This is a genomic window from Arthrobacter sp. Soil764 (assembly GCF_001428075.1).
Lineage (GTDB): Bacteria > Actinomycetota > Actinomycetes > Actinomycetales > Micrococcaceae > Arthrobacter.
In genome coordinates this window covers 106,926-124,225 of record NZ_LMSI01000023.1, presented here as the reverse complement: position 1 = coordinate 124,225, position 17,300 = coordinate 106,926, and the positions used below count along the sequence as shown (strand labels likewise).

20 protein-coding genes are annotated in these 17,300 nt (G+C 65.8%); 10 read left to right on the top strand and 10 right to left on the bottom strand.

Annotation, left to right across the window (positions count from 1 at the left end):
• The first annotated feature begins 23 nt into the window (after positions 1–23).
• Positions 24–1,382: an aspartate kinase gene (locus ASG86_RS17390; RefSeq protein WP_056337271.1), complete on the top strand. Its 1,359-nt coding sequence runs from the start codon at positions 24–26 to the stop codon at positions 1,380–1,382.
• Positions 1,383–1,463: 81 nt separating this feature from the next.
• On the opposite strand, the gene ASG86_RS17385 is transcribed toward ASG86_RS17390, so the two are convergent.
• Together ASG86_RS17385 and ASG86_RS17380 are read right to left on the bottom strand one after the other, a co-directional pair.
• Complete coding sequence (locus ASG86_RS17385) at positions 1,464–1,655, bottom strand: hypothetical protein (protein ID WP_440153589.1); 192 nt, start codon at positions 1,653–1,655, stop codon at positions 1,464–1,466.
• A 156-nt stretch (positions 1,656–1,811) separates the two neighbouring features.
• Complete coding sequence (locus ASG86_RS17380) at positions 1,812–2,054, bottom strand: hypothetical protein (protein WP_056337263.1); 243 nt, start codon at positions 2,052–2,054, stop codon at positions 1,812–1,814.
• 76 nt (positions 2,055–2,130) lie between these two features.
• Here ASG86_RS17380 and ASG86_RS17375 point away from each other — a divergent pair, with 76 nt between their 5' ends.
• The 4 genes from ASG86_RS17375 to ASG86_RS17360 all read left to right on the top strand — a co-directional run bounded on the left by ASG86_RS17375 (position 2,131) and on the right by ASG86_RS17360 (position 4,515).
• Positions 2,131–2,622, top strand: a complete 492-nt coding sequence (locus ASG86_RS17375) for a MarR family winged helix-turn-helix transcriptional regulator (RefSeq protein WP_056337260.1) — start codon at positions 2,131–2,133, stop codon at positions 2,620–2,622.
• A 90-nt stretch (positions 2,623–2,712) separates the two neighbouring features.
• Complete coding sequence (locus ASG86_RS17370; RefSeq protein WP_056337258.1) at positions 2,713–3,276, top strand: SSI family serine proteinase inhibitor; 564 nt, start codon at positions 2,713–2,715, stop codon at positions 3,274–3,276.
• A complete protein-coding gene (locus tag ASG86_RS17365) occupies positions 3,245–4,186 on the top strand; it encodes a hypothetical protein (RefSeq protein WP_056337255.1) in 942 nt (313 codons plus the stop codon). Before ASG86_RS17370 ends, ASG86_RS17365 begins: the two co-directional genes overlap by 32 nt.
• Positions 4,183–4,515, top strand: coding sequence for a hypothetical protein (locus ASG86_RS17360; RefSeq protein WP_056337251.1), 333 nt, complete (start codon positions 4,183–4,185; stop codon positions 4,513–4,515). Before ASG86_RS17365 ends, ASG86_RS17360 begins: the two co-directional genes overlap by 4 nt.
• 91 nt (positions 4,516–4,606) lie before the next feature.
• On the opposite strand, the gene ASG86_RS17355 is transcribed toward ASG86_RS17360, so the two are convergent.
• Together ASG86_RS17355 and ASG86_RS20315 are read right to left on the bottom strand one after the other, a co-directional pair.
• Positions 4,607–7,738, bottom strand: coding sequence for a S8 family serine peptidase (locus ASG86_RS17355; RefSeq protein ID WP_056337249.1), 3,132 nt, complete (start codon positions 7,736–7,738; stop codon positions 4,607–4,609).
• Positions 7,739–8,001: 263 nt separating this feature from the next.
• A complete protein-coding gene (locus ASG86_RS20315; protein WP_082566836.1) occupies positions 8,002–8,187 on the bottom strand; it encodes a hypothetical protein in 186 nt (61 codons plus the stop codon).
• A 246-nt stretch (positions 8,188–8,433) separates the two neighbouring features.
• Between ASG86_RS20315 and purS the strand changes: the two genes are divergently transcribed.
• The 3 genes from purS to purL are packed head-to-tail and all read left to right on the top strand — an operon-like array spanning position 8,434 to position 11,766.
• Complete coding sequence (purS, locus tag ASG86_RS17345; RefSeq protein ID WP_056337243.1) at positions 8,434–8,685, top strand: phosphoribosylformylglycinamidine synthase subunit PurS; 252 nt, start codon at positions 8,434–8,436, stop codon at positions 8,683–8,685.
• Position 8,686: 1 nt separating this feature from the next.
• Complete coding sequence (gene purQ, locus ASG86_RS17340) at positions 8,687–9,460, top strand: phosphoribosylformylglycinamidine synthase subunit PurQ (protein ID WP_056337240.1); 774 nt, start codon at positions 8,687–8,689, stop codon at positions 9,458–9,460.
• Positions 9,457–11,766 carry a phosphoribosylformylglycinamidine synthase subunit PurL gene (gene purL / locus ASG86_RS17335; RefSeq protein WP_056337237.1) on the top strand — a complete coding sequence of 770 codons (2,310 nt, stop codon included), beginning with the start codon at positions 9,457–9,459 and terminating at the stop codon, positions 11,764–11,766. The genes purQ and purL overlap by 4 nt, the downstream gene beginning before the upstream one ends.
• Before the next feature lie 84 nt (positions 11,767–11,850).
• On the opposite strand, the gene ASG86_RS17330 is transcribed toward purL, so the two are convergent.
• From ASG86_RS17330 to ASG86_RS17310, 5 genes are all read right to left on the bottom strand, one after another.
• On the bottom strand, positions 11,851–12,627 hold the full coding sequence (locus tag ASG86_RS17330; protein ID WP_082566840.1) for a hypothetical protein: 777 nt from the start codon (positions 12,625–12,627) through the stop codon (positions 11,851–11,853).
• 283 nt (positions 12,628–12,910) lie between these two features.
• A complete protein-coding gene (locus tag ASG86_RS17325; RefSeq protein WP_056337233.1) occupies positions 12,911–13,204 on the bottom strand; it encodes a DUF503 domain-containing protein in 294 nt (97 codons plus the stop codon).
• A gap of 74 nt (positions 13,205–13,278) precedes the next feature.
• Positions 13,279–13,596 (bottom strand): putative quinol monooxygenase, encoded by a 318-nt coding sequence (locus tag ASG86_RS17320; RefSeq protein ID WP_056337230.1) that lies wholly within the window; start codon positions 13,594–13,596, stop codon positions 13,279–13,281.
• Complete coding sequence (locus ASG86_RS17315) at positions 13,593–14,135, bottom strand: DUF1990 family protein (RefSeq protein ID WP_056337228.1); 543 nt, start codon at positions 14,133–14,135, stop codon at positions 13,593–13,595. Before ASG86_RS17315 ends, ASG86_RS17320 begins: the two co-directional genes overlap by 4 nt.
• Positions 14,128–14,541, bottom strand: coding sequence for an MmcQ/YjbR family DNA-binding protein (locus ASG86_RS17310; RefSeq protein WP_056337224.1), 414 nt, complete (start codon positions 14,539–14,541; stop codon positions 14,128–14,130). The genes ASG86_RS17315 and ASG86_RS17310 overlap by 8 nt, the downstream gene beginning before the upstream one ends.
• A 45-nt stretch (positions 14,542–14,586) precedes the next feature.
• On the opposite strand from ASG86_RS17310, the gene ASG86_RS17305 reads away from it, so the two are divergent.
• Positions 14,587–15,615 carry an isopenicillin N synthase family dioxygenase gene (locus tag ASG86_RS17305; RefSeq protein WP_056337217.1) on the top strand — a complete coding sequence of 343 codons (1,029 nt, stop codon included), beginning with the start codon at positions 14,587–14,589 and terminating at the stop codon, positions 15,613–15,615.
• On the opposite strand, the gene ASG86_RS17300 is transcribed toward ASG86_RS17305, so the two are convergent.
• Positions 15,612–16,037 (bottom strand): CoA-binding protein, encoded by a 426-nt coding sequence (locus ASG86_RS17300; protein ID WP_056337200.1) that lies wholly within the window; start codon positions 16,035–16,037, stop codon positions 15,612–15,614. The two genes, ASG86_RS17305 and ASG86_RS17300, sit on opposite strands and share 4 nt — an antisense overlap.
• 321 nt (positions 16,038–16,358) lie before the next feature.
• Here ASG86_RS17300 and ASG86_RS17295 point away from each other — a divergent pair, with 321 nt between their 5' ends.
• Positions 16,359–17,174 carry an ABC transporter ATP-binding protein gene (locus ASG86_RS17295; protein WP_056337197.1) on the top strand — a complete coding sequence of 272 codons (816 nt, stop codon included), beginning with the start codon at positions 16,359–16,361 and terminating at the stop codon, positions 17,172–17,174.
• Positions 17,175–17,300: the final 126 nt, after the last annotated feature.

Here is a 17,300-nt window from a genome sequence, read left to right as displayed (position 1 = left end):
ATTGATCCAATGAAGGTACGCGCATGAGTACGCCCACTACCGAAGTGCACAACGCAACGCAGCCGCAGGTGGCCCCCGCCGCCGGCGCGGTGACCAAACAGCTCATCGTGCAGAAATTCGGCGGCTCCTCCGTGGCGGACGCTGACGGGATCAAGCGCGTGGCAAAGCGGGTGGTTGATGCCCAGGAAGCCGGCAATGAGGTGGTAGTGGTGGTCTCGGCCATGGGCGACACCACCGATGAGCTCCTGGACCTTGCTGCGCAGGTGACCGATTCCGCCCCCGCCCGCGAAATGGACATGCTCCTGTCGGCCGGCGAGCGCATCTCCATGGCGCTGCTGGCCATGGCCATCAACAAGCTCGGCGCCTCCGCCCAGTCCTTTACCGGATCGCAGGCCGGCATGATCACCGACGGGATCCATGGCAAGGCCCGGATTATCGACGTCGACCCGCACCGCATCCGCACCGCCCTGGACAAGGGCAACATCGCCATCGTGGCAGGCTTCCAGGGCATGACCCGGGCCACCAACGAAATCACCACCCTGGGCCGTGGCGGATCCGACACCACCGCGGTGGCGTTGGCGGCAGCCCTGGAAGCGGACGTCTGCGAGATCTACACCGACGTGGACGGCATCTTCACCGCCGATCCCCGTGTAGTCCCGTCAGCCCAGAAGATCGACACCATCTCCAGCGAGGAGATGCTGGAACTCGCTGCATCAGGGGCCAAGATCCTCCACTTGCGCTGCGTGGAATACGCCCGCCGGTTCGGCGTCCCACTGCACGTCCGTTCCTCATTCAGCCAGCATGAAGGCACCTGGGTCATCCCCAGCGCCGACGACAAGATCACCACTCAAGAGGGAGTTGCCTTGGAGCAGCCAATCATCTCCGGCGTTGCCCATGACCGGTCCGAAGCGAAGGTCACCGTGGTCGGCGTCCCCGACATCCCCGGCAAGGCCGCCGCGATCTTCCAGGTCATCGCCGACGCACACTCCAACATCGACATGATCGTCCAGAACGTGTCCACCCACGGCACGGGCAAGACCGACATCTCCTTCACCCTGCCCATCGTCGAAGGCGCAGACGCCCTGGCCGCCCTTCATGCAGCCCAGGACCAGATTGGCTTCGAGACCATCGAATACAACGAGCAGATCGGCAAGCTCTCCCTGATCGGCGCCGGAATGCGTTCCCACCCGGGAGTCTCCGCCACCTTCTTCAAGGCGCTGTCCGATGCGGGCATCAACATCAACATGATCTCCACCTCCGAGATCCGCATCTCCGTGGTGACGCATGCCGACCTGCTGGATGAGGCCGTGCGCGTAATCCACAAGGCGTTCGGCCTGGACACCGAAAGCGAAGCGACTGTCTACGGCGGCACCGGCCGCTAGGCGCATCAAAAAAGCCGGGCTGCCTTTCCCTCGAAGGAAAGGCCGTCCGGCTTTTTGGTTTCTGGGAGCGGCCTGGAAAGGTCAGCTTTCGCGTTCCAGGTCTTCGCGGCGTACTGCGTAATGGTGGCCGGTAGAGTCGGTCTCGACCACGAAATGCGAGAGGTCCTCTTCGGAAGCCTGTTCGAATTCATCGTGTTTGTGCACCACGGGCGTATCAGAGTCCAGTCGGGTGGCAGGACCGAAGAAGAAGCGGAGCCTCTCAGTCAGGCCCATGAAACTATCGAGTACATGTGCCACTGTTTTCCACCCCCTTCCCGATTCCTCGGGCGAAAGCGCACTTGGCTCCGGCAGGAACCAGTGCCCTCATTTTAAGCCCGCAGAAGGAAAAAGGCGCCGATGCATTAAGGCGGCAAGGTGGAACAGGTCCGGCTACCGCAGGGACCGGTCTTCGGGATTTCTTGGCACCACGTACGTGCTGCCGTCCGGCCTGGTGACGGTTTCCCACTGCTGGGTTTCCGCCTGGCGCTGTGCCAGCAGCCTGCGGTTCTCCTCGGTCATATCGTGCCCCAGGGCAGTGCGGCTCGCGGGGCCGAAGACAGCGCGCAGCTTTCCTGTGGCGCGCATGAAGCGCTGGGAGGCGTTGCCCTTGTCCGCGGACTTGTCCCTGCCCATGAAGAAGTTCCTTTCACTCACGTTGACCTGTAATAATTGTACACTAATCATTAGTGCACTAACAATGGGAGGACGCATGAGCACCACGACAGCAGAAACGGACACGGCAAGGCGCGCCACAGGAGAGCCGGCTGAAGTGCAGGAGGAAGACCTGCTGCTGGAACATCAGCTCTGCTTTGCCCTCACGGTGGCTGCCCGCAGCGTGGTGGGGGCCTATAAGCCGGTGCTCGAGAAACTCAACCTCACCCATCCGCAGTACTTGGTGATGCTCTGCCTGTGGGAAGAGAGCCCGCGGACGGTACGGAACATCAGCGAGGCCCTCGCCCAGGAGCCGGCCACCATATCGCCCCTGCTCCGCAGACTTGAGGCAGCGGAGCTGATTACGCGGCGCCGCGCGGACGGAAACGAGCGTGCACTCGCCGTCGAACTGACGCCCAAAGGTGCGGCACTGCGGCAGCAGGCCCTGCAGGTACCGGGGACAATGATGGAGCGGCTGGGGCTGACCCGGGACCAGGTCACGGAGCTGCACGCATCCATGATGGGGCTGATCGCGGCGACGTCCCGGTGAACGGCGGACAGGACCAATGCCGGGACCAGTCCCGGCCTGTCCGCACCGGCTCAAGCGACTAGAATTACTGGACCAAGGAGAGGAAGCCTGATGCGCAATTTCCGCATGCTCGCAGCGGTCCTGGCGGTTGGCGCCGGGCTGATTTCCGGTTGCAGCGGCACTCCTGACAAGGGCGCGTCGGCCTCACCAGCTCCTTCTTCCTCCGCGGCAGCAAGCTCTCCCGCCGCCTCTGCCGCTCCCTCCCCGGACACCGAAACCTCGGTACCGGCACCCGCTCCCGCCACGTCGCAGCCAAATGCCGGTCCGGGGCAGGGAAACGCGGAACTTGCCATCACTGTGGTCCCGTCCCAGGGCGCGGCCGAGCTCGATTACACCCTTGTCTGCTCCTCCGGCACCCCGGCCGCGGAAAGCATCCACCCCAATGCCGCTGCGGCCTGCTCAGCCCTGAAGGCCAACCCGGGCATCCTGTCACCGGCGGAGCCCGGAACATCCCGGCCCTGCACCCAGCAGTATGGCGGTCCCCAAAAAGCCACAGTGACGGGCATGGTGGACGGCGTAGCGGTGGAGTCCTCCTTTGCGCGGAGCAACGGATGCGAAATCAGCGCCTGGGAGGCTGCCAAGGATGTACTGGGTGCCGCCGGTGGAGCCTCTTAAGCTTCTGGCGGCGGCGGATGCGTTGGCGCGGGAAGAAACCCACATCCAGCGCGTCAGCCGCTACGCCGATCCCTACCTGGCCCGACGGTCGGCGGGGCAGAAACACCCGGTGGAGGATTTCCTCTTCACCTATTACACGCAGAAGCCCGGCCAGCTGAAGCGCTGGCACCCAGGTGCCGGAGCGGTCCTCACCGGCGGACAGGCAGCCGGGCGGCTGGGGTGGAAGCATTACCGGATGCTCGACGACGGCGAACTTGCCTCCCTGGGGCTGGCTGCGGGAAGCACCGCGGTCACCTTCGACCGGCCCGCCTTCCTTGCCGACCGCAAGGAGGCCGTGGACTTTGCCGGGATCATCCTCCGCGGGACGGCGGCCAGGCCGGCGCAGTTCGGCTGCTTTGGCCTCCACGAGTGGGCCATGGTGTACCGCCAGGACAAGTTCGACCTCCGCCACGAGTATCTGCAGCTGCGCCTGGGAGCGGCCGGCACGGACCGGGTGGTGGAGGACAACAGGATCCGCTGTACCCATTTCGATGCGTTCCGCTTCTACACCCCGGACGCCATCCCGCTCAACGAGCATTCCCCCAGCCGGGACACGCAGCGCCACCTGGAGCAGCCGGGCTGCCTGCACGCCAACATGGACCTTTACAAGTGGGCTTACAAGCTGCTGCCGGCGCTGCCCAGCGAACTGGTCATGGACTGCTTTGAACTCTCCTGGCGGATCAGGGCCATGGATATGCAGGCTTCCCCGTACGACCTGGCTGAGTGGGGCTACCCCGCCATCCCCATCGAGACGCCCCAGGGCAAGGCAGCTTACGTCGAGCACCAGCGGGCATTCGCCATGGAAGCGGGGATCCTCCGGGAACGCCTGGCCGCGGAACTTGGGGCCCTGTCAGACCGGGCGCCACGGTGATCGACCTGACCATCAGGATCCGGGAGGACCCGGACGCGCCTGAGCACGTGTTCCGGCTTGTGGCCACGGACGGCGCTCCCGCCGCCGGAACCACGCTGCCCCGGCCCGGGGACGCCCTGGCCGCCGTGGAGCGGTTCGGTGAGGACATCTTCTTCCCGAAACCGGGCCCGCCCAGGCTGTGCACCCAGCAGTACGGCGGCCCCCAGATCGCGGTGGTCACCGGCACCTTCCACGGCCGCCCCGTCAACTCGACCTTCACCCGCACCGACGGATGCGAGATCGCCCGGTGGAAGGCCATGGGCCCCCTGCTGGGCGGGACAGCCACCTAGCTTCTGCATTGCCGGGTATTCCGGGGGCAGGAACGAAAAAGGTCCCGGGCGGCCTGATGACCGCCCGGGACCTTCCCCCCATGCTTTCCGGTCAGGTGCCGGGTACCGCCTGGGCCAGGTCAAGCTGCGGAGCGCCGGCCGGGGCGGGAGCAGCGCCCTGTCCCACCTGCACGTTCACCCAGGTTTTGATGCCGTTGCTGCCAAGGCTCAACCGGGAGAGATAGGACCCCTCCTGGAGTCCCGCCCAGTTCACGGTCGCCGAGGTGGCGGTTCCGTTCGGTGCCACGATGGGGTTGGGGTCCACCGTGAGGTTGCCTGCGTCGCCGGCGAAGCTCACAGCCTGGACGGAAGCGGTGGCGGGGCCGTTGTCCGGTGTGGCGTACAGGTTGGCCACCACGTAGTAGGTGCCGGCCCGCGGCGATTCCAGGTCCAGGAATTCACTGGCCGATGCCGTCGCCACCTGGGCGGGGGTCAGCCCGCCCGACGCGTTCGGTGCGTAGACCACCATGTCCCAGTCGACGTCGTTCGACTGCGCCTGAATGCCCAGCCGCGCAAAGGAGGCACCGGCCGGCACCTTCACCTGGAGCACGGCGTTGTGGGCGTCATTCGTGGGTGCGTACTCGCCCGGGGTCTTGGTGACGGCGGTCTGGCTCAGTGGTGCCAGGCCCTCCACGCCGACGGCGATGGGGCTGTCGGAGCCGGAAACGAGCTCCATGGAGCCGCTGCCGGTGCCTGTGGCCGAGCTGAAGGAGAACGACGGGGCAATCTGGGCATCAACCGGCCGGACGGCGATCGGTGATGTCACCGTCCGGGGGCCCTTCCAGGTGAGGCTTCCGGTGCTGAATTTGCCCACCGGGGCGCTGGCGTTCCGGATGGTGACGGTTACTTCGCGGGTCTGGCCGGCCTTGGCGAAATTCAGCGCCTTGGGTTCGACGTTGACGTTGAAGCCCGGCATGCTGACTTCGGGGTGGTACATCCCCGGCACCAGGGCGGTGAGCTTGCGCTTCACCTGCACTTCTCCCACCAGGCTGCCCAACGCGATGGAGGGCAGGTTGAGGTCGCGGGCGGCGATGCTGCCGGCCTGCGGGGCACCCGTCTCAACACCCTGGCCGTTCAGGAAGCCCAGCCAGTCCTGGATTCCCGAGTCGTAGACCAGCCCGGGATCAAGGACACGGGTGGAATCGATGTGGCCCGCGCCGCCCTGGAACGGGTCGGTGTTGGGCGAACCGTCGGCCTTGACCAGCGGGTAGGCAGTGGTCATCATGGCGGACTTCACCATCGCAGGGGTCCACTTCGGCTGCTTGCTCAGCACCAAGGCACCGAAACCGGCGATGTGCGGTGCAGCCATGGAGGTGCCTGACATGAATCCGAACTGGTCCCCGTCGTTGCCGATCGTGGAGACACCCGCCAGGACGTTGACGCCCGGAGCGGAAATATCCGGCTTGAGCAGGTCACCGCCGGATGCCAGGGTGGGTCCGCGGGACGAGAATCCTGCGATCTGGGGTGCCGCGGCCGGTGGCAGGCCGGTCAGGTCGCCCTTGACCAGGCTGACAGTCAGCGCCGGGTTGGTCTCCAGCTTGGACTTCAGTTCCAGGCTCTTGGGGGCGTTGACGTGGACGGTGGGGACGACGTGGTTGTCGGCGTCCTCCGAGCTGCTGGTGAGGTTCACCAGGATCATGCCCACACCGCCCTTGTCCAGGACTTCCTGGCTCTTGGCAGTCCGGTCGATAACGCCGCGGTCGCAGACCACAACCTTGCCGGCCACCTTGGCGGCATCGAGGGTACCCGGGCCGCAAAGGTTGGGGTTGACAGCACCCGGGGCGGCGGCGGCCGCAGCGAGGACGGCGGGCTTGCCCGCCACTTCCGACTTCATGATGGAAGCGCCGCGGTACAGCGATCCGTCGGAGACCTTGACGGTTCCCACCAGGTCGCTGGGAAAGGTGGAGGCAGCCACCGTGGTCAGCCAGGGTGAGGCATGGTTCACGGTGGAGGCTGCAGGACCGGAGTTGCCGGCCGAGGCCGAAACGAACACACCGGCGGCGGCAGCGTTGAGGAATGCCAACGCCACCGGATCAGTGGTGCTGTTGTTGTTGCCGGAGATGGAGTAGTTCAGGACATCGACGCCGTCCTTGATGGCTGCGTCCACGGCCTCAACAGACGCCGAGGAGTAGCAGCCGCCGGTGTCCGGGTTGGTGTCCTCCCAGCAGATTTTGTATACCGAGACCTTGGCGGCGGGTGCCACACCGGAGCTCTTTCCGAAGCTCGCGCCGTCGATCACCTGCTCGACGTTGGCGTTGCCGGCTGCCGTGGTGGCGGTATGGGTGCCGTGGCTGCCCACGTCCACGGGGGAAATCTGCTCTTCCGGTGCCCGGTTGCCGGGTGCCACGTACTGCAGGAAGGAATCGGCGAAGTAGCGGGCACCAATGACCTTGGAATTGCAGAGCGAGCCGTCAAATGAGGCTCCGGTGCCCTGGCCTTTCTGGCATTCCCCTTCGAAGGTGCTGCCGTCCGCCTTGAGCATGGCAATTTTGCCGTCACCGGTGCGGTAGGGAACGCCCACCTGCGGATCACCCTGCAGTGGCTTCACCGGTTCGCCTTGCAGGAAGGGGTTGTCCGGGGCGTAACCGGAGTCGATGACACCTACAACAACGCCCTTGCCGGCGTTGGCCTGCCCACCGAACTGCTTGGCCCAGGCACCGTCAGGGCCGCTGAGCTTAAGGAAGTCGGTGGTGGTGTAGTCAGGCTTGTTTTCGACGTCGGGCGCCACCACCAGGACACGGCTGTCCTTGGACAGGGCTGCCGCCTGCGTCGCGGTCAGCTCGGCAGTGAACCCGTTCAGTGCCGCGGTGTACTGCTTGGCGGGGCTGACGCCCTGGGCCGCTGCGACTTCACGCTGCTGCTTGCGCAGGTGGGCGTCGTAGGCCTGGTAGCTGGGGCTGCCGGCGTCGAGCTTCCTGCCCTGCTGGGGCTTTGTGGCGCCCAGTCCGGCAACTCCCCCTTCGTACGCCGCAGCAGCGGGACCAGCGAGCACCACGATGTACCGGCCGTCCTTGAATTGACTGTCCTTCGCAGTAGACGAGGAGTTCTCCGCACCCTGGCCTCCGGGTGCCGCGGACGCGGGACCCACTGCCAGGGAGCTAAGGAGAAGGGGCAACCCGACAGCCAGCGCGGCCGCCTTCCGGAGTCCCCCAGCCCGCGAGGGGCTCTTTCCAGTTGATTTCACGTGCAACCCTTTCACGATGTACCACCCAGCCTTGGTGGGCAGCCCTGACGCCTGGAACTGCAGAGGGAATTACAGGTTTTGTAATTTGCTGAGACCAGACTGTTCACAGAGTACAGACTGAGAGCGCGATATGACATAGGGCACATTCGTGAAATTTCCGCTTGTCAAACGGGTTGGGCTGCGGGCCGGCAGGATCGGGAAGCAGTCATGGAAAAGGGCGCCCCGGAGGACGCCCTTGCAAGGTGGCAGGATGGCAGGCGGCGCTACGAGCGCGGGGTGCGCACCACGTCACTGATCCATTGCCTGGTCTTTTCATCCACGGGGCCGGTCACCCGCGTCTCGCGGGCCAGGCGGTCCGCCTTTATTTTCTGGAACACCATCCTGCCCAGGCCGGCAAACACCGCCGCGGCAACCACGGGCAACAGCACGGACTTCGAATTCTCAGCCATCCAGCAATCCTAGTGAAGGCCCTCCGGCAACTCCAGAACCACGCCCTTACCGGTCCGCCCCGCTTCCTGAACCGCCGAATGCAAAGGGGTGCGTCCGGCCCGGTAGAATGGTAAGGCAAGCTCGCGGAGCGCCCGACCTCATGGTGAACCAATGCAGGTGACCAACTGTCCCCAACACCCCGGTACGGCGTGAGACGGCACCACTCCGCTGCGCCCTTACCCAAGCTCACGCACAGGAGTTGCCGGATGCCCCGGATCGTTGTTGACGTCATGCCCAAGCCCGAGATTCTGGACCCGCAGGGGAAGGCGATCGTCGGCGCTCTCCCCCGGCTGGGCTTCACCAGCTTCAGCTCTGTCCGCCAGGGCAAGCGTTTTGAACTGACGGTCGACGGCGAGGTGACCGAAGACATCCTGGCCCAGGCCCGTAATGCCGCAGAGACCCTCCTGTCCAACCCGGTGATCGAGGATGTCGTCAACGTCGAGGTCGTCGAGGCCTGACATGACTGAACTCCCCCTGATCGGCGAAGCCGTGGCGGTTGCGGCCGCGCCGCGCCTCGCCGGCGCCCGCATCGGCGTCGTTACTTTCCCCGGCACCCTTGACGACCGGGACGCTGCCCGCGCCGTCCGCCTGGCCGGCGGCACCGCCGTCGAACTCTGGCACGGTGACAGCGAACTCGGCGACGTGGACGCCGTCGTCATCCCCGGCGGTTTTTCCTACGGCGACTACCTGCGTGCCGGCGCCATTGCCCGCTTTGCGCCGCTGATGTCCAAGATCATCGACGCCGCCAACTCCGACGCCAAGCTGCCTGTCCTGGGCATCTGCAACGGCTTCCAGATCCTCACCGAGTCGCACCTGCTGCCCGGCTCGATGATCAAGAACGACCACCTGAAGTTCCTCTGCCGCGACCAGGTGCTGCGCGTCGAGAACAGCAACACCGCGTGGACGCTGGACTACCAGGCGGGCCAGGAGATCACCATTCCGCTGAAGAACCAGGACGGCCAGTACATCGCGGACGAAAAGACCCTGGACGCCCTTGAGGCCGAGGGCCGCGTAGTGTTCCGCTACGTCGGCTTCAACCCCAACGGTTCCCGCCGTGACATCGCCGGCATCTCCAACGCCGCCGGCAACGTGGTGGGCCTCATGCCGCACCCGGAGCACGCCGTGGAGCCCGGCTTCGGCCCCGAATCGCTGGACGGCATCGGCGGTTCCGACACTGACGGACTGGGTTTCTTCACCTCCGTACTGAACAAGATTGTGGGAGGCGACAAGTGACCACGGAAACCACCAAGAAGTTCAACATCGACACCGTCGAGCACGCCGCGAAGACCCCGGACACCGAACTGCCGTGGGCCGAGCTGGGCCTGAAGCAGAACGAGTTCGACGAGATCGTCAAGGTCCTGGGCCGCCGCCCCACCGGCGCCGAGCTGGCCATGTACTCCGTCATGTGGAGCGAGCACTGCTCCTACAAGTCCTCCAAGAACCACCTGCGCCAGTTCGGCCAGAAGGTCACCGAGGAAATGAAGAAGGACATGCTGGTGGGCATCGGCGAAAACGCCGGCGTGACCAATCTGGGGGACGGCTGGGCCGTGACCTTCAAGATCGAATCACACAACTCGCCGTCGTTCGTTGAGCCCTACCAAGGTGCGGCCACCGGCATTGGCGGCATTGTCCGCGACATCATCTCCATGGGCGCCCGCCCCGTTGCCGTCATGGACCCGCTGCGCTTCGGCGCCATCGACCACCCGGACACCGCGCGCGTCATGCACGGTGCCGTCGCCGGCATCGGCGGCTACGGCAACTCGCTGGGCCTGCCGAACATCGGCGGCGAAATGGTGTTCGACTCCGTCTACCAGGGCAACCCGCTGGTCAACGCCCTCGCTGTCGGCGTCATGCGGCACGAGGACATCCGCCTGGCCAACGCCTCCGGCAAGGGCAACAAGGTGGTCCTGTTCGGTGCGCGCACCGGCGGCGACGGCATCGGCGGCGCCTCCGTGCTGGCCTCCGAATCCTTCGACGACACCAAGCCCTCCAAGCGCCCCGCAGTCCAGGTGGGCGACCCCTTCGCAGAGAAGGTCCTCATCGAGTGCTGCCTGGAGCTCTTCAAGGGCTCGCTGGTGGAAGGCATCCAGGACCTCGGCGCGGCAGGCATCTCCTGCGCCACGTCCGAGCTGGCTTCCAATGGCGACGGCGGCATGCAGGTTGAGCTGACGTCTGTGCTGCTGCGCGACCCCACGCTGACCCCGGGCGAGATCCTGATGTCCGAGTCGCAGGAACGCATGATGGCCGTCGTCACGCCGGAGAACGTCGAGGCGTTCGAGGCCGTCATGGACAAGTGGGCCGTGGAGTACTCCTGGCTGGGCGAGGTGACCGACACCGGCCGCCTGATCATCACTTGGGAAGGCGAGGTGATTGTCGACGTCGATCCCCGCACCGTGGCACACGACGGTCCGGTCTACGACCGCCCGTTTGCCCGTCCCGAGTGGCAGGACGCCGTCCAGGCAGACACCTTCACCGGCTCCGTGCAGGACGCCGGCCGCCCGGCCGCCCCGGCTGAGCTCGCTGCCGCTGTAACCGAACTCGTGGCGTCGCCGAACATGTGCTCCAAGTCCTGGATCACCAACCAGTACGACCGCTACGTTGGCGGCAACACCTCCATGGCGTTCCCCGACGATGCCGGCGTGGTCCGCGTGGACGAGGAATCCGGCCTGGGCGTGGCCCTGGCCACCGACGCCAACGGCCGCTATACCTACCTGGACCCGTACCACGGCGCGCAGCTTGCATTGGCCGAGGCCTACCGCAACGTGGCCACCGCGGGCGCCATCCCCATGGCCGTCAGCGACTGCCTGAACTTCGGCTCCCCCGAGGACCCGGACGTCATGTGGCAGCTCGCCGAGGCCATCCGCGGCCTGTCCGATGCCTGCATGGTGCTGGGCATCCCGGTCACCGGCGGCAACGTCTCGCTCTACAACCAGACGGGCACCACGCCCATCCACCCCTCCCCCGTGGTGGCGGTCCTGGGCAAGCTCGACGACGTCGCGCGCCGCACGCCGTCGGGCTGGCGTGAGGACGGCCAGGCCATCTACCTCCTGGGCACCACGGGCGCCGAACTGGATGGTTCCGAGTGGGCCAACATGCGCGGACACCTGGGCGGCCAGCCGCCGAAGGTTGACCTCGAAGCCGAACGCGCGCTGGGTGAGATCCTGATCAACGCGTCCCGCGACGGCATGATCGATTCCGCGCACGACCTCTCCGAAGGCGGCCTCGCGGCTGCCCTGGTGGAGTCCTCACTGCGCTACGGCGTGGGTGCCCGGATCGCACTGCAGGACGTCATGGACCGGGACGGCGTGGACCTGTTCACGGCACTCTTCTCCGAGTCCCAGGGCCGCGCCGTGGTGGGCGTCCCGCGCTCTGAGGAAGTCCGCTTCACTGACATGTGCACCGCCCGCGGCTTCGCCCACACCCGCATCGGCGTGGTGGACGCGGCCAGCGGCAAGTTGGAGATCAACGGCGTGGAGGGCCTGTCCCTGGACGCCCTCCGCGAAGCCCACGAAGGGACCCTGCCGAAGTACTTCGGCTAGAACCTCCCCACCGCCACCCACCCATCGACTGCTCCGTAACTGCCCTTTTGAGCCCTCAAAAGGGCAGTTACGGAGCAATCGTTTTTAAGAACCTCTCCGCCAGCCGGCCTGTGCCAGGGCAACAAGAACTTTGGCCGCGGCCGGTTTCGCATCGTTGACCATGTGCCGCTTGGAGATCCTGACCTCCGTCCACCCCAAGGCGGCGTACCGTTCAGAGCGCGCTATGTCCCTGGCGATCTGGCTTTCCTCGCCGTGGTGCTCGCCCTCGTACTCGATTCCGATCCTGTATTTGCGGTAAGACAGGTCCGGTTCATGGTGCCTGACGCCGTCCTCAGTGATGATCGGGATGTTCAGCTCGGGTTCGGGCAGGCCCGCGCGGACGATAGCCAGCCGGAGCATGGTTTCCTGGGCCGAATCCGATCCGACCCGGATGAGTTCCAGGGCCTCCTTGGCCTTCCGGAGGCCCCGCTTTCCCCGATGCCTGTCAATCGTCCGCTGCAGATCCCACATGCTGCACAGCGGCATGCTTCGGCCCTCGAATTCGAGGCGCGGAACGCGAACGCATGCATCCCCCATGGCCACGATTTCATCGACGGACAGCAGTTCCGCCATGTCGAGCCACGTCCGCTCCGGCGTTGTCACCGGAATCCCGTCCATCGTTGCGAGTTCGTCCTCGTACAGCTTCATGCGGTGCACGATGACGTGGGGCCTGTCCAGGTGGGCTGCGCCCTCGGGACGGATGAGGTGGAAGGCGTCGAAGGCGTCGTCCCGGCGCCGCTGCGGCAGCGAATGAAGCTCCGCGGCCGTAACGTGCGAGGCAGCACATAGCTCGTTGACCTCAATGAAGGGCCGCACCCGCATGGCCAACGCAAGCTCCGCCGTCGGGCCGTCTGCTCTGATGCCCTTACCAAGCCTGCTGAGGGAACGATGCCTCAAGCGCTTGGCTGAGACCCCCGCCCTTGCCGCCTCAGCCGCAGTGAAGGGCCTGCCCTCAAGTACGTCAGGAAGCGGACGTGCAGTCTTCATTGCTACATCAGAGCAGAAGGAGCCGCATGTCCGCAGAAGTTATCCACATCCTCCATCGACTGCTCCATAAACGCCCTTTTGAGGCGCCAAAAGGGCGTTTACTCAGCAACCGATGGGATCAGTCTTCGCTGTGAAGCTCGCGCTGGCGGACGCTGAGCAGCTCGATCTCGGGCCGTCCCGCCACGAAGCGTTCGACGGCGGCGAGCACCTCCACGACGTGCCTCCGGTCGGCTGCCACCAGGCCGACACCGAGCTGGGTTCGCCGGTACTGGCTGTGGTCCCCCACCTCGGCAACGGAGACTTCAAAGCGGCGTTTGAGTTCGGCCAGGAGGGGCCGCACTACGGAGCGTTTCTCCTTCAGGCTGTGCACGTCGCCCAGGAGGATGTCGAACTCACTCCACCCGATCCACATGCTTCATGCTATCGAGTGCTCCGTACCCGCCGTTTAGGACGCCCAAAACGACAGCTACGGAGCAATCGATGGGGTCAGATGGTGAGTTCGCCCATCAGGTCCCAGCCTTCGCCGTCGAGCTGGCGGCTGATGATCCGGGGCGTTTCGGCGAGCGCCTGCGGCATGTCCGCCATGGCCTTCTTGAAATGCGCGCTGTTGACGTGGTCCCCAGCGGCGTCGTCCTTGAACGCCTCCACCAGGACGAACTCGTTGGGATCATCCACGCTGCGCGACCAGTCGAACCACAGGTTGCCCGGCTCCTCCCGGGTGGCCCGGGTGAAGTCGCCCACGAGATCGAGCCAGCGCTCCGACCATTCAGGCTTGACCTTGAACTTGACGACGATAAAGATCACTGGGATGTTCCTTCCGCGGCGAGACTGCGTGCCCCTTCAATGTACCGGGAAGTAACGTAGCGCTGCGCCGCGCGGGTGACTATGCCGCCGGCGGCATAGAACCAGTTGGCAGGCTTGCTGAAGGCACGGATCCTCAGCCACACTTCCCCGTGGCTGTTGATCTCCACTTCGAAGGATTCCTCCCCCAGCGCAGGATGACGCGGCAGGGTCCCGTAACCAAAACCGGCGGACTGGGGAACACCCTCCGGCGCAGGCTCATGCACCCACACCACTTGGCAGGGGGCGGGCAGTCGGAAGGGCCCGACGCCGAATCCGCTCACCACGTGCATCCCCGGCACAGCCCTCGGCGAATCGGCGCGGACGCGCAGCCCTGCCCGCCGCTGCAGTTCCCAGCCGAGGATGCCGTCCGCCACGCGCCGGTACACGTCCAATCCGGTGCCAAGGCGCGCTTCCTCCAGGACACGGCCATACCCCTGCGGGGCGTCGCCGTGTTCGGTGCCGCCGATCCCCGGATAGCTGAGCTGTCCCGCGTCAGTCATTGCCGCCTGCCTTTTCGAGGCGTGCCCACCCCAGTTGCTCCTGCTGCTTCCGGCTCAAGCCTGACACCACCAGGTCGTACGAGTCCTCCACCATGTCACGGATCATCCCGTCCGGCAGCGAGCCGTCAAGGCGGATGCCGTTCCAGTGGGTCTTGTTCATGTGCCATGCTCCGGTGATGGCAGGGTGGACTGCGCGCAGCTGCGCGGCCAGGGCCGGTTCGCATTTCAGGTTCACGTAAAAGTCGCGTTCGTCCATGGATGACAGGGCGAACAGCTTGGCCTCATGGCGGGCCCCGCCGGCAACGTGGGCCCGTACCTTGAACACCGAGGTCTCCGGTCCGAACGGAAAATCCTCATAGGCTCCCGGAAACGAAAGGCAGATCTCCCGCAGCGCACTTGGGTCCATAAGGGAAGCCTATAAAGCGGACCCGCGCGGTGCTAGTCTGCGAGGATGTCAGGCGACCAGGGAGCCATACCTGTTCTGGATCTAAGTTCCGCACGGCAGCCATACGGGTCCTTCAACCCGGAGTTCATTGAGCAGCTGCGGCATGCCACCCACGACGTCGGGTTCTTCCAGGTCACAGGCTACGGTGGACGGCCGGCCCAGGCCGAAGAGCTCCTGGACATCATCCGGCGCTTCTTCGACCTTCCCCTTGAGGAGCGGATGAAGCTGGACAACCGCCTGTCCCCCCATTTCCGCGGGTACACCCGCATGGGCACGGAGGTGACCCAGGGCCGGGCGGACGCGCGGGAGCAGATCGATTACTCACCGGAGCGCGAGCCGGTCAAGGACTACCCGGACGGCCAGCCCTACTGGCTCCTGCAGGGCCCCAACCTCTGGCCTGACGAAACATTCCCCGAGCTGAAGCCTGCTGCCATGGAGTGGGCGGAGCTGATGTCCGGGGTAGGCATGGAACTGTTGAGGGCCATCGCCGTTTCGCTGCACCTGCCGGAAGACTACTTCGACAAACCCTTCCGGGAATCACCGGCCTGGATGGGCAAGCTGGTGCACTACGTGGGCGGCGTGGTGGAAGCGGCCGGAGACCAGGGCGTGGGCTCGCACGCGGACTACGGCTTCGTGACCCTCCTCCTCCAGGACGACGTAGGCGGCCTCGAAGTGCTGCCGCCCGGTACCAACGAGTGGCTGCCTGTGGAGCCCCTGCCGGGAGCGCTGGTGGTGAACCTTGGCGAGATGCTCGAAGTCGCCACGGAGGGATACCTTGCGGCAACCATCCACCGCGTCCAGGCACCGCCGCCCGGCGTCGACCGTTACTCGGTGCCGTTCTTCTGGTCGCCCCGGCTCGACGCGGTGATCGACCCCGTCCCGCTGGCTCCGGAACTGAAGGCGGCAGCCCGGGGCATCACGGACGATCCGGACAACCCGCTCCTGGCATCCTTCGGCCTCAACATGCTCAAGGGCCGGATGCGGGCCCACCCGGACGTGACCGAACGGCACTATACGGACTTGATGAAGCGTTAAAGGTTGTACTTCCAGGCCAGCTGCGCGGGGCAGGCGTTCATCACCACGTCCAAACCGGCAGCCTTGGCGCGTTCCGCCGCTGCCTCGTCGATGACCCCCAACTGCAGCCACACGGCTTTCGCCCCCACGGCGATGGCCTGGTCCACCACGCTGCCCACCTTCTGCGAGTTCACAAAGCAGTCCACGACGTCGATGGGCTGCTTTTCCGGCGGGATGTCGCCGAGGGTGCGGTAGCCGGTTTCGCCGTGGACGGGGTCGCCGGGCAGGTTGACGGGGATGATTTCCATGCCGAGCCGGTCGCGGATCATCAGCGACACATCGTACGCAGAGCGCCACTCATTGGTGGTGAGTCCGACGATTGCCCAGCGGCCCCTGGTTCGCAGAAGGCGTTCGATGACTGCAGGATCGTTCGTGTGGCTCATGGCAACAGACTACGCTTCCGCCCAAGCAGCAGGCATTCATCGAATAAAAGAATGATGACTAAAGGCTGAAGGTGGTGTGAACGAATATTACGCGGCTCCAGCGAGAGTTTGCTCTCGCAGATTCATTGCTGTGTAGTGGTCTTTGACCATCCCGAGCGGCCGAGAGACCTGGATCGATGACGCCGCAGCAACCCTGGTCGCCGGACGCTCCCCAACAGCCCCGGTGATAGCAAGGACTCCAGCCATGGGTGTCCGGAACTGACCACTCCGGCGAAGGCTGGCTCCGTAGGGTGCTACTGCCAGGACCGATGGAGTGATCCTATGACCGCAGTCCTGTCGCCGCTGCCCGGCGCCGCCACCTCCGCCCATGCGCCTGCCCTTCCGGTGTCCTTCCGCGGCCTGCGCCGCACGTTCGGCACCGGCTCCGCAGCCCGGACCGTCCTGCGGGATGTGACCTTTGATGTTGCGCCCGGCGAGGTCCTGGCCATCCTGGGGCCCTCCGGTTGCGGAAAATCCACGCTCCTGCGCGCCACGGCGGGCCTGGACCATCCCAGTGCCGGCTCAGTCGTCATCGAGGACACCCCCGTGCACGGCATTGACCCGCGGTGCGCCTTCGCATTCCAGGAACCCCGGCTCCTGCCCTGGCACACGCTGCAGGCCAACGTGGCCATCGGGCTGCCGGCCGGATGCAGTGCAAGGGAAGGCAAAGCCAAGGTGGCCCGGCTGCTGGAACTCGTAGGACTGGAACATTTCGCCAAGCACCGCCCCCGCGAGGTATCGGGCGGCATGGCGCAGCGTGCGTCCCTGGCGCGGGCGCTGGCCCGGAACCCGGGCGTCCTGCTGCTCGATGAGCCTTTCGGCGCCCTCGATGCCCTTACCCGGATCAAGATGCAGGACCTGCTCCTGGAAATCCACCGGGCAGAGCCCACCACCGTCCTGCTGGTCACCCACGACGTGGATGAAGCCCTCCAGCTCGCAGACCGCATCATCGTGCTTGGCCCTGATGCCGCCGGAGAGGGCGCATCGATCGCCAGGACTGTTGAGGTACCCGGCAGCCGTCCCCGCGGGCGCGCCTCAGCCGAACTCGCCCTCATGCGGGCCTCCCTGTTGGAAACGCTCGGCGTGGACGGGCACTGATCCCGCTGACGGCCAAGCCACTGACAGGCATGCCGCTGGCTCCCCTCCCCTCACCGTAACCCGCCCTGCTGGCCCGGCCCGCCGTCGGACCCCACTCCTGGCTGGCGGCACCAGCCTTGCCTCCCC

What these genes read in the sequence shown, in the direction of transcription:
- purQ (WP_056337240.1), top strand. Translation starts at nt 8,687, where the DNA reads ATGACTGAACTCCCCCTGATCGGCGAAGCCGTGGCGGTTGCGGCCGCG.
- ASG86_RS17370 (WP_056337258.1), top strand. Translation starts at nt 2,713, where the DNA reads ATGCGCAATTTCCGCATGCTCGCAGCGGTCCTGGCGGTTGGCGCCGGG.
- ASG86_RS17305 (WP_056337217.1), top strand. Translation starts at nt 14,587, where the DNA reads ATGTCAGGCGACCAGGGAGCCATACCTGTTCTGGATCTAAGTTCCGCA.
- ASG86_RS17375 (WP_056337260.1), top strand. Translation starts at nt 2,131, where the DNA reads ATGAGCACCACGACAGCAGAAACGGACACGGCAAGGCGCGCCACAGGA.
- ASG86_RS17315 (WP_056337228.1), bottom strand. Translation starts at nt 14,135, where the DNA reads ATGACTGACGCGGGACAGCTCAGCTATCCGGGGATCGGCGGCACCGAA.
- ASG86_RS17390 (WP_056337271.1), top strand. Translation starts at nt 24, where the DNA reads ATGAGTACGCCCACTACCGAAGTGCACAACGCAACGCAGCCGCAGGTG.
- ASG86_RS17380 (WP_056337263.1), bottom strand. Translation starts at nt 2,054, where the DNA reads ATGGGCAGGGACAAGTCCGCGGACAAGGGCAACGCCTCCCAGCGCTTC.
- ASG86_RS17385 (WP_440153589.1), bottom strand. Translation starts at nt 1,655, where the DNA reads ATGGGCCTGACTGAGAGGCTCCGCTTCTTCTTCGGTCCTGCCACCCGA.
- ASG86_RS17330 (WP_082566840.1), bottom strand. Translation starts at nt 12,627, where the DNA reads ATGCGGGTGCGGCCCTTCATTGAGGTCAACGAGCTATGTGCTGCCTCG.
- ASG86_RS20315 (WP_082566836.1), bottom strand. Translation starts at nt 8,187, where the DNA reads ATGGCTGAGAATTCGAAGTCCGTGCTGTTGCCCGTGGTTGCCGCGGCG.
- ASG86_RS17300 (WP_056337200.1), bottom strand. Translation starts at nt 16,037, where the DNA reads ATGAGCCACACGAACGATCCTGCAGTCATCGAACGCCTTCTGCGAACC.
- ASG86_RS17365 (WP_056337255.1), top strand. Translation starts at nt 3,245, where the DNA reads ATGTACTGGGTGCCGCCGGTGGAGCCTCTTAAGCTTCTGGCGGCGGCG.
- ASG86_RS17295 (WP_056337197.1), top strand. Translation starts at nt 16,359, where the DNA reads ATGACCGCAGTCCTGTCGCCGCTGCCCGGCGCCGCCACCTCCGCCCAT.
- ASG86_RS17325 (WP_056337233.1), bottom strand. Translation starts at nt 13,204, where the DNA reads ATGTGGATCGGGTGGAGTGAGTTCGACATCCTCCTGGGCGACGTGCAC.
- ASG86_RS17310 (WP_056337224.1), bottom strand. Translation starts at nt 14,541, where the DNA reads ATGGACCCAAGTGCGCTGCGGGAGATCTGCCTTTCGTTTCCGGGAGCC.
- purS (WP_056337243.1), top strand. Translation starts at nt 8,434, where the DNA reads ATGCCCCGGATCGTTGTTGACGTCATGCCCAAGCCCGAGATTCTGGAC.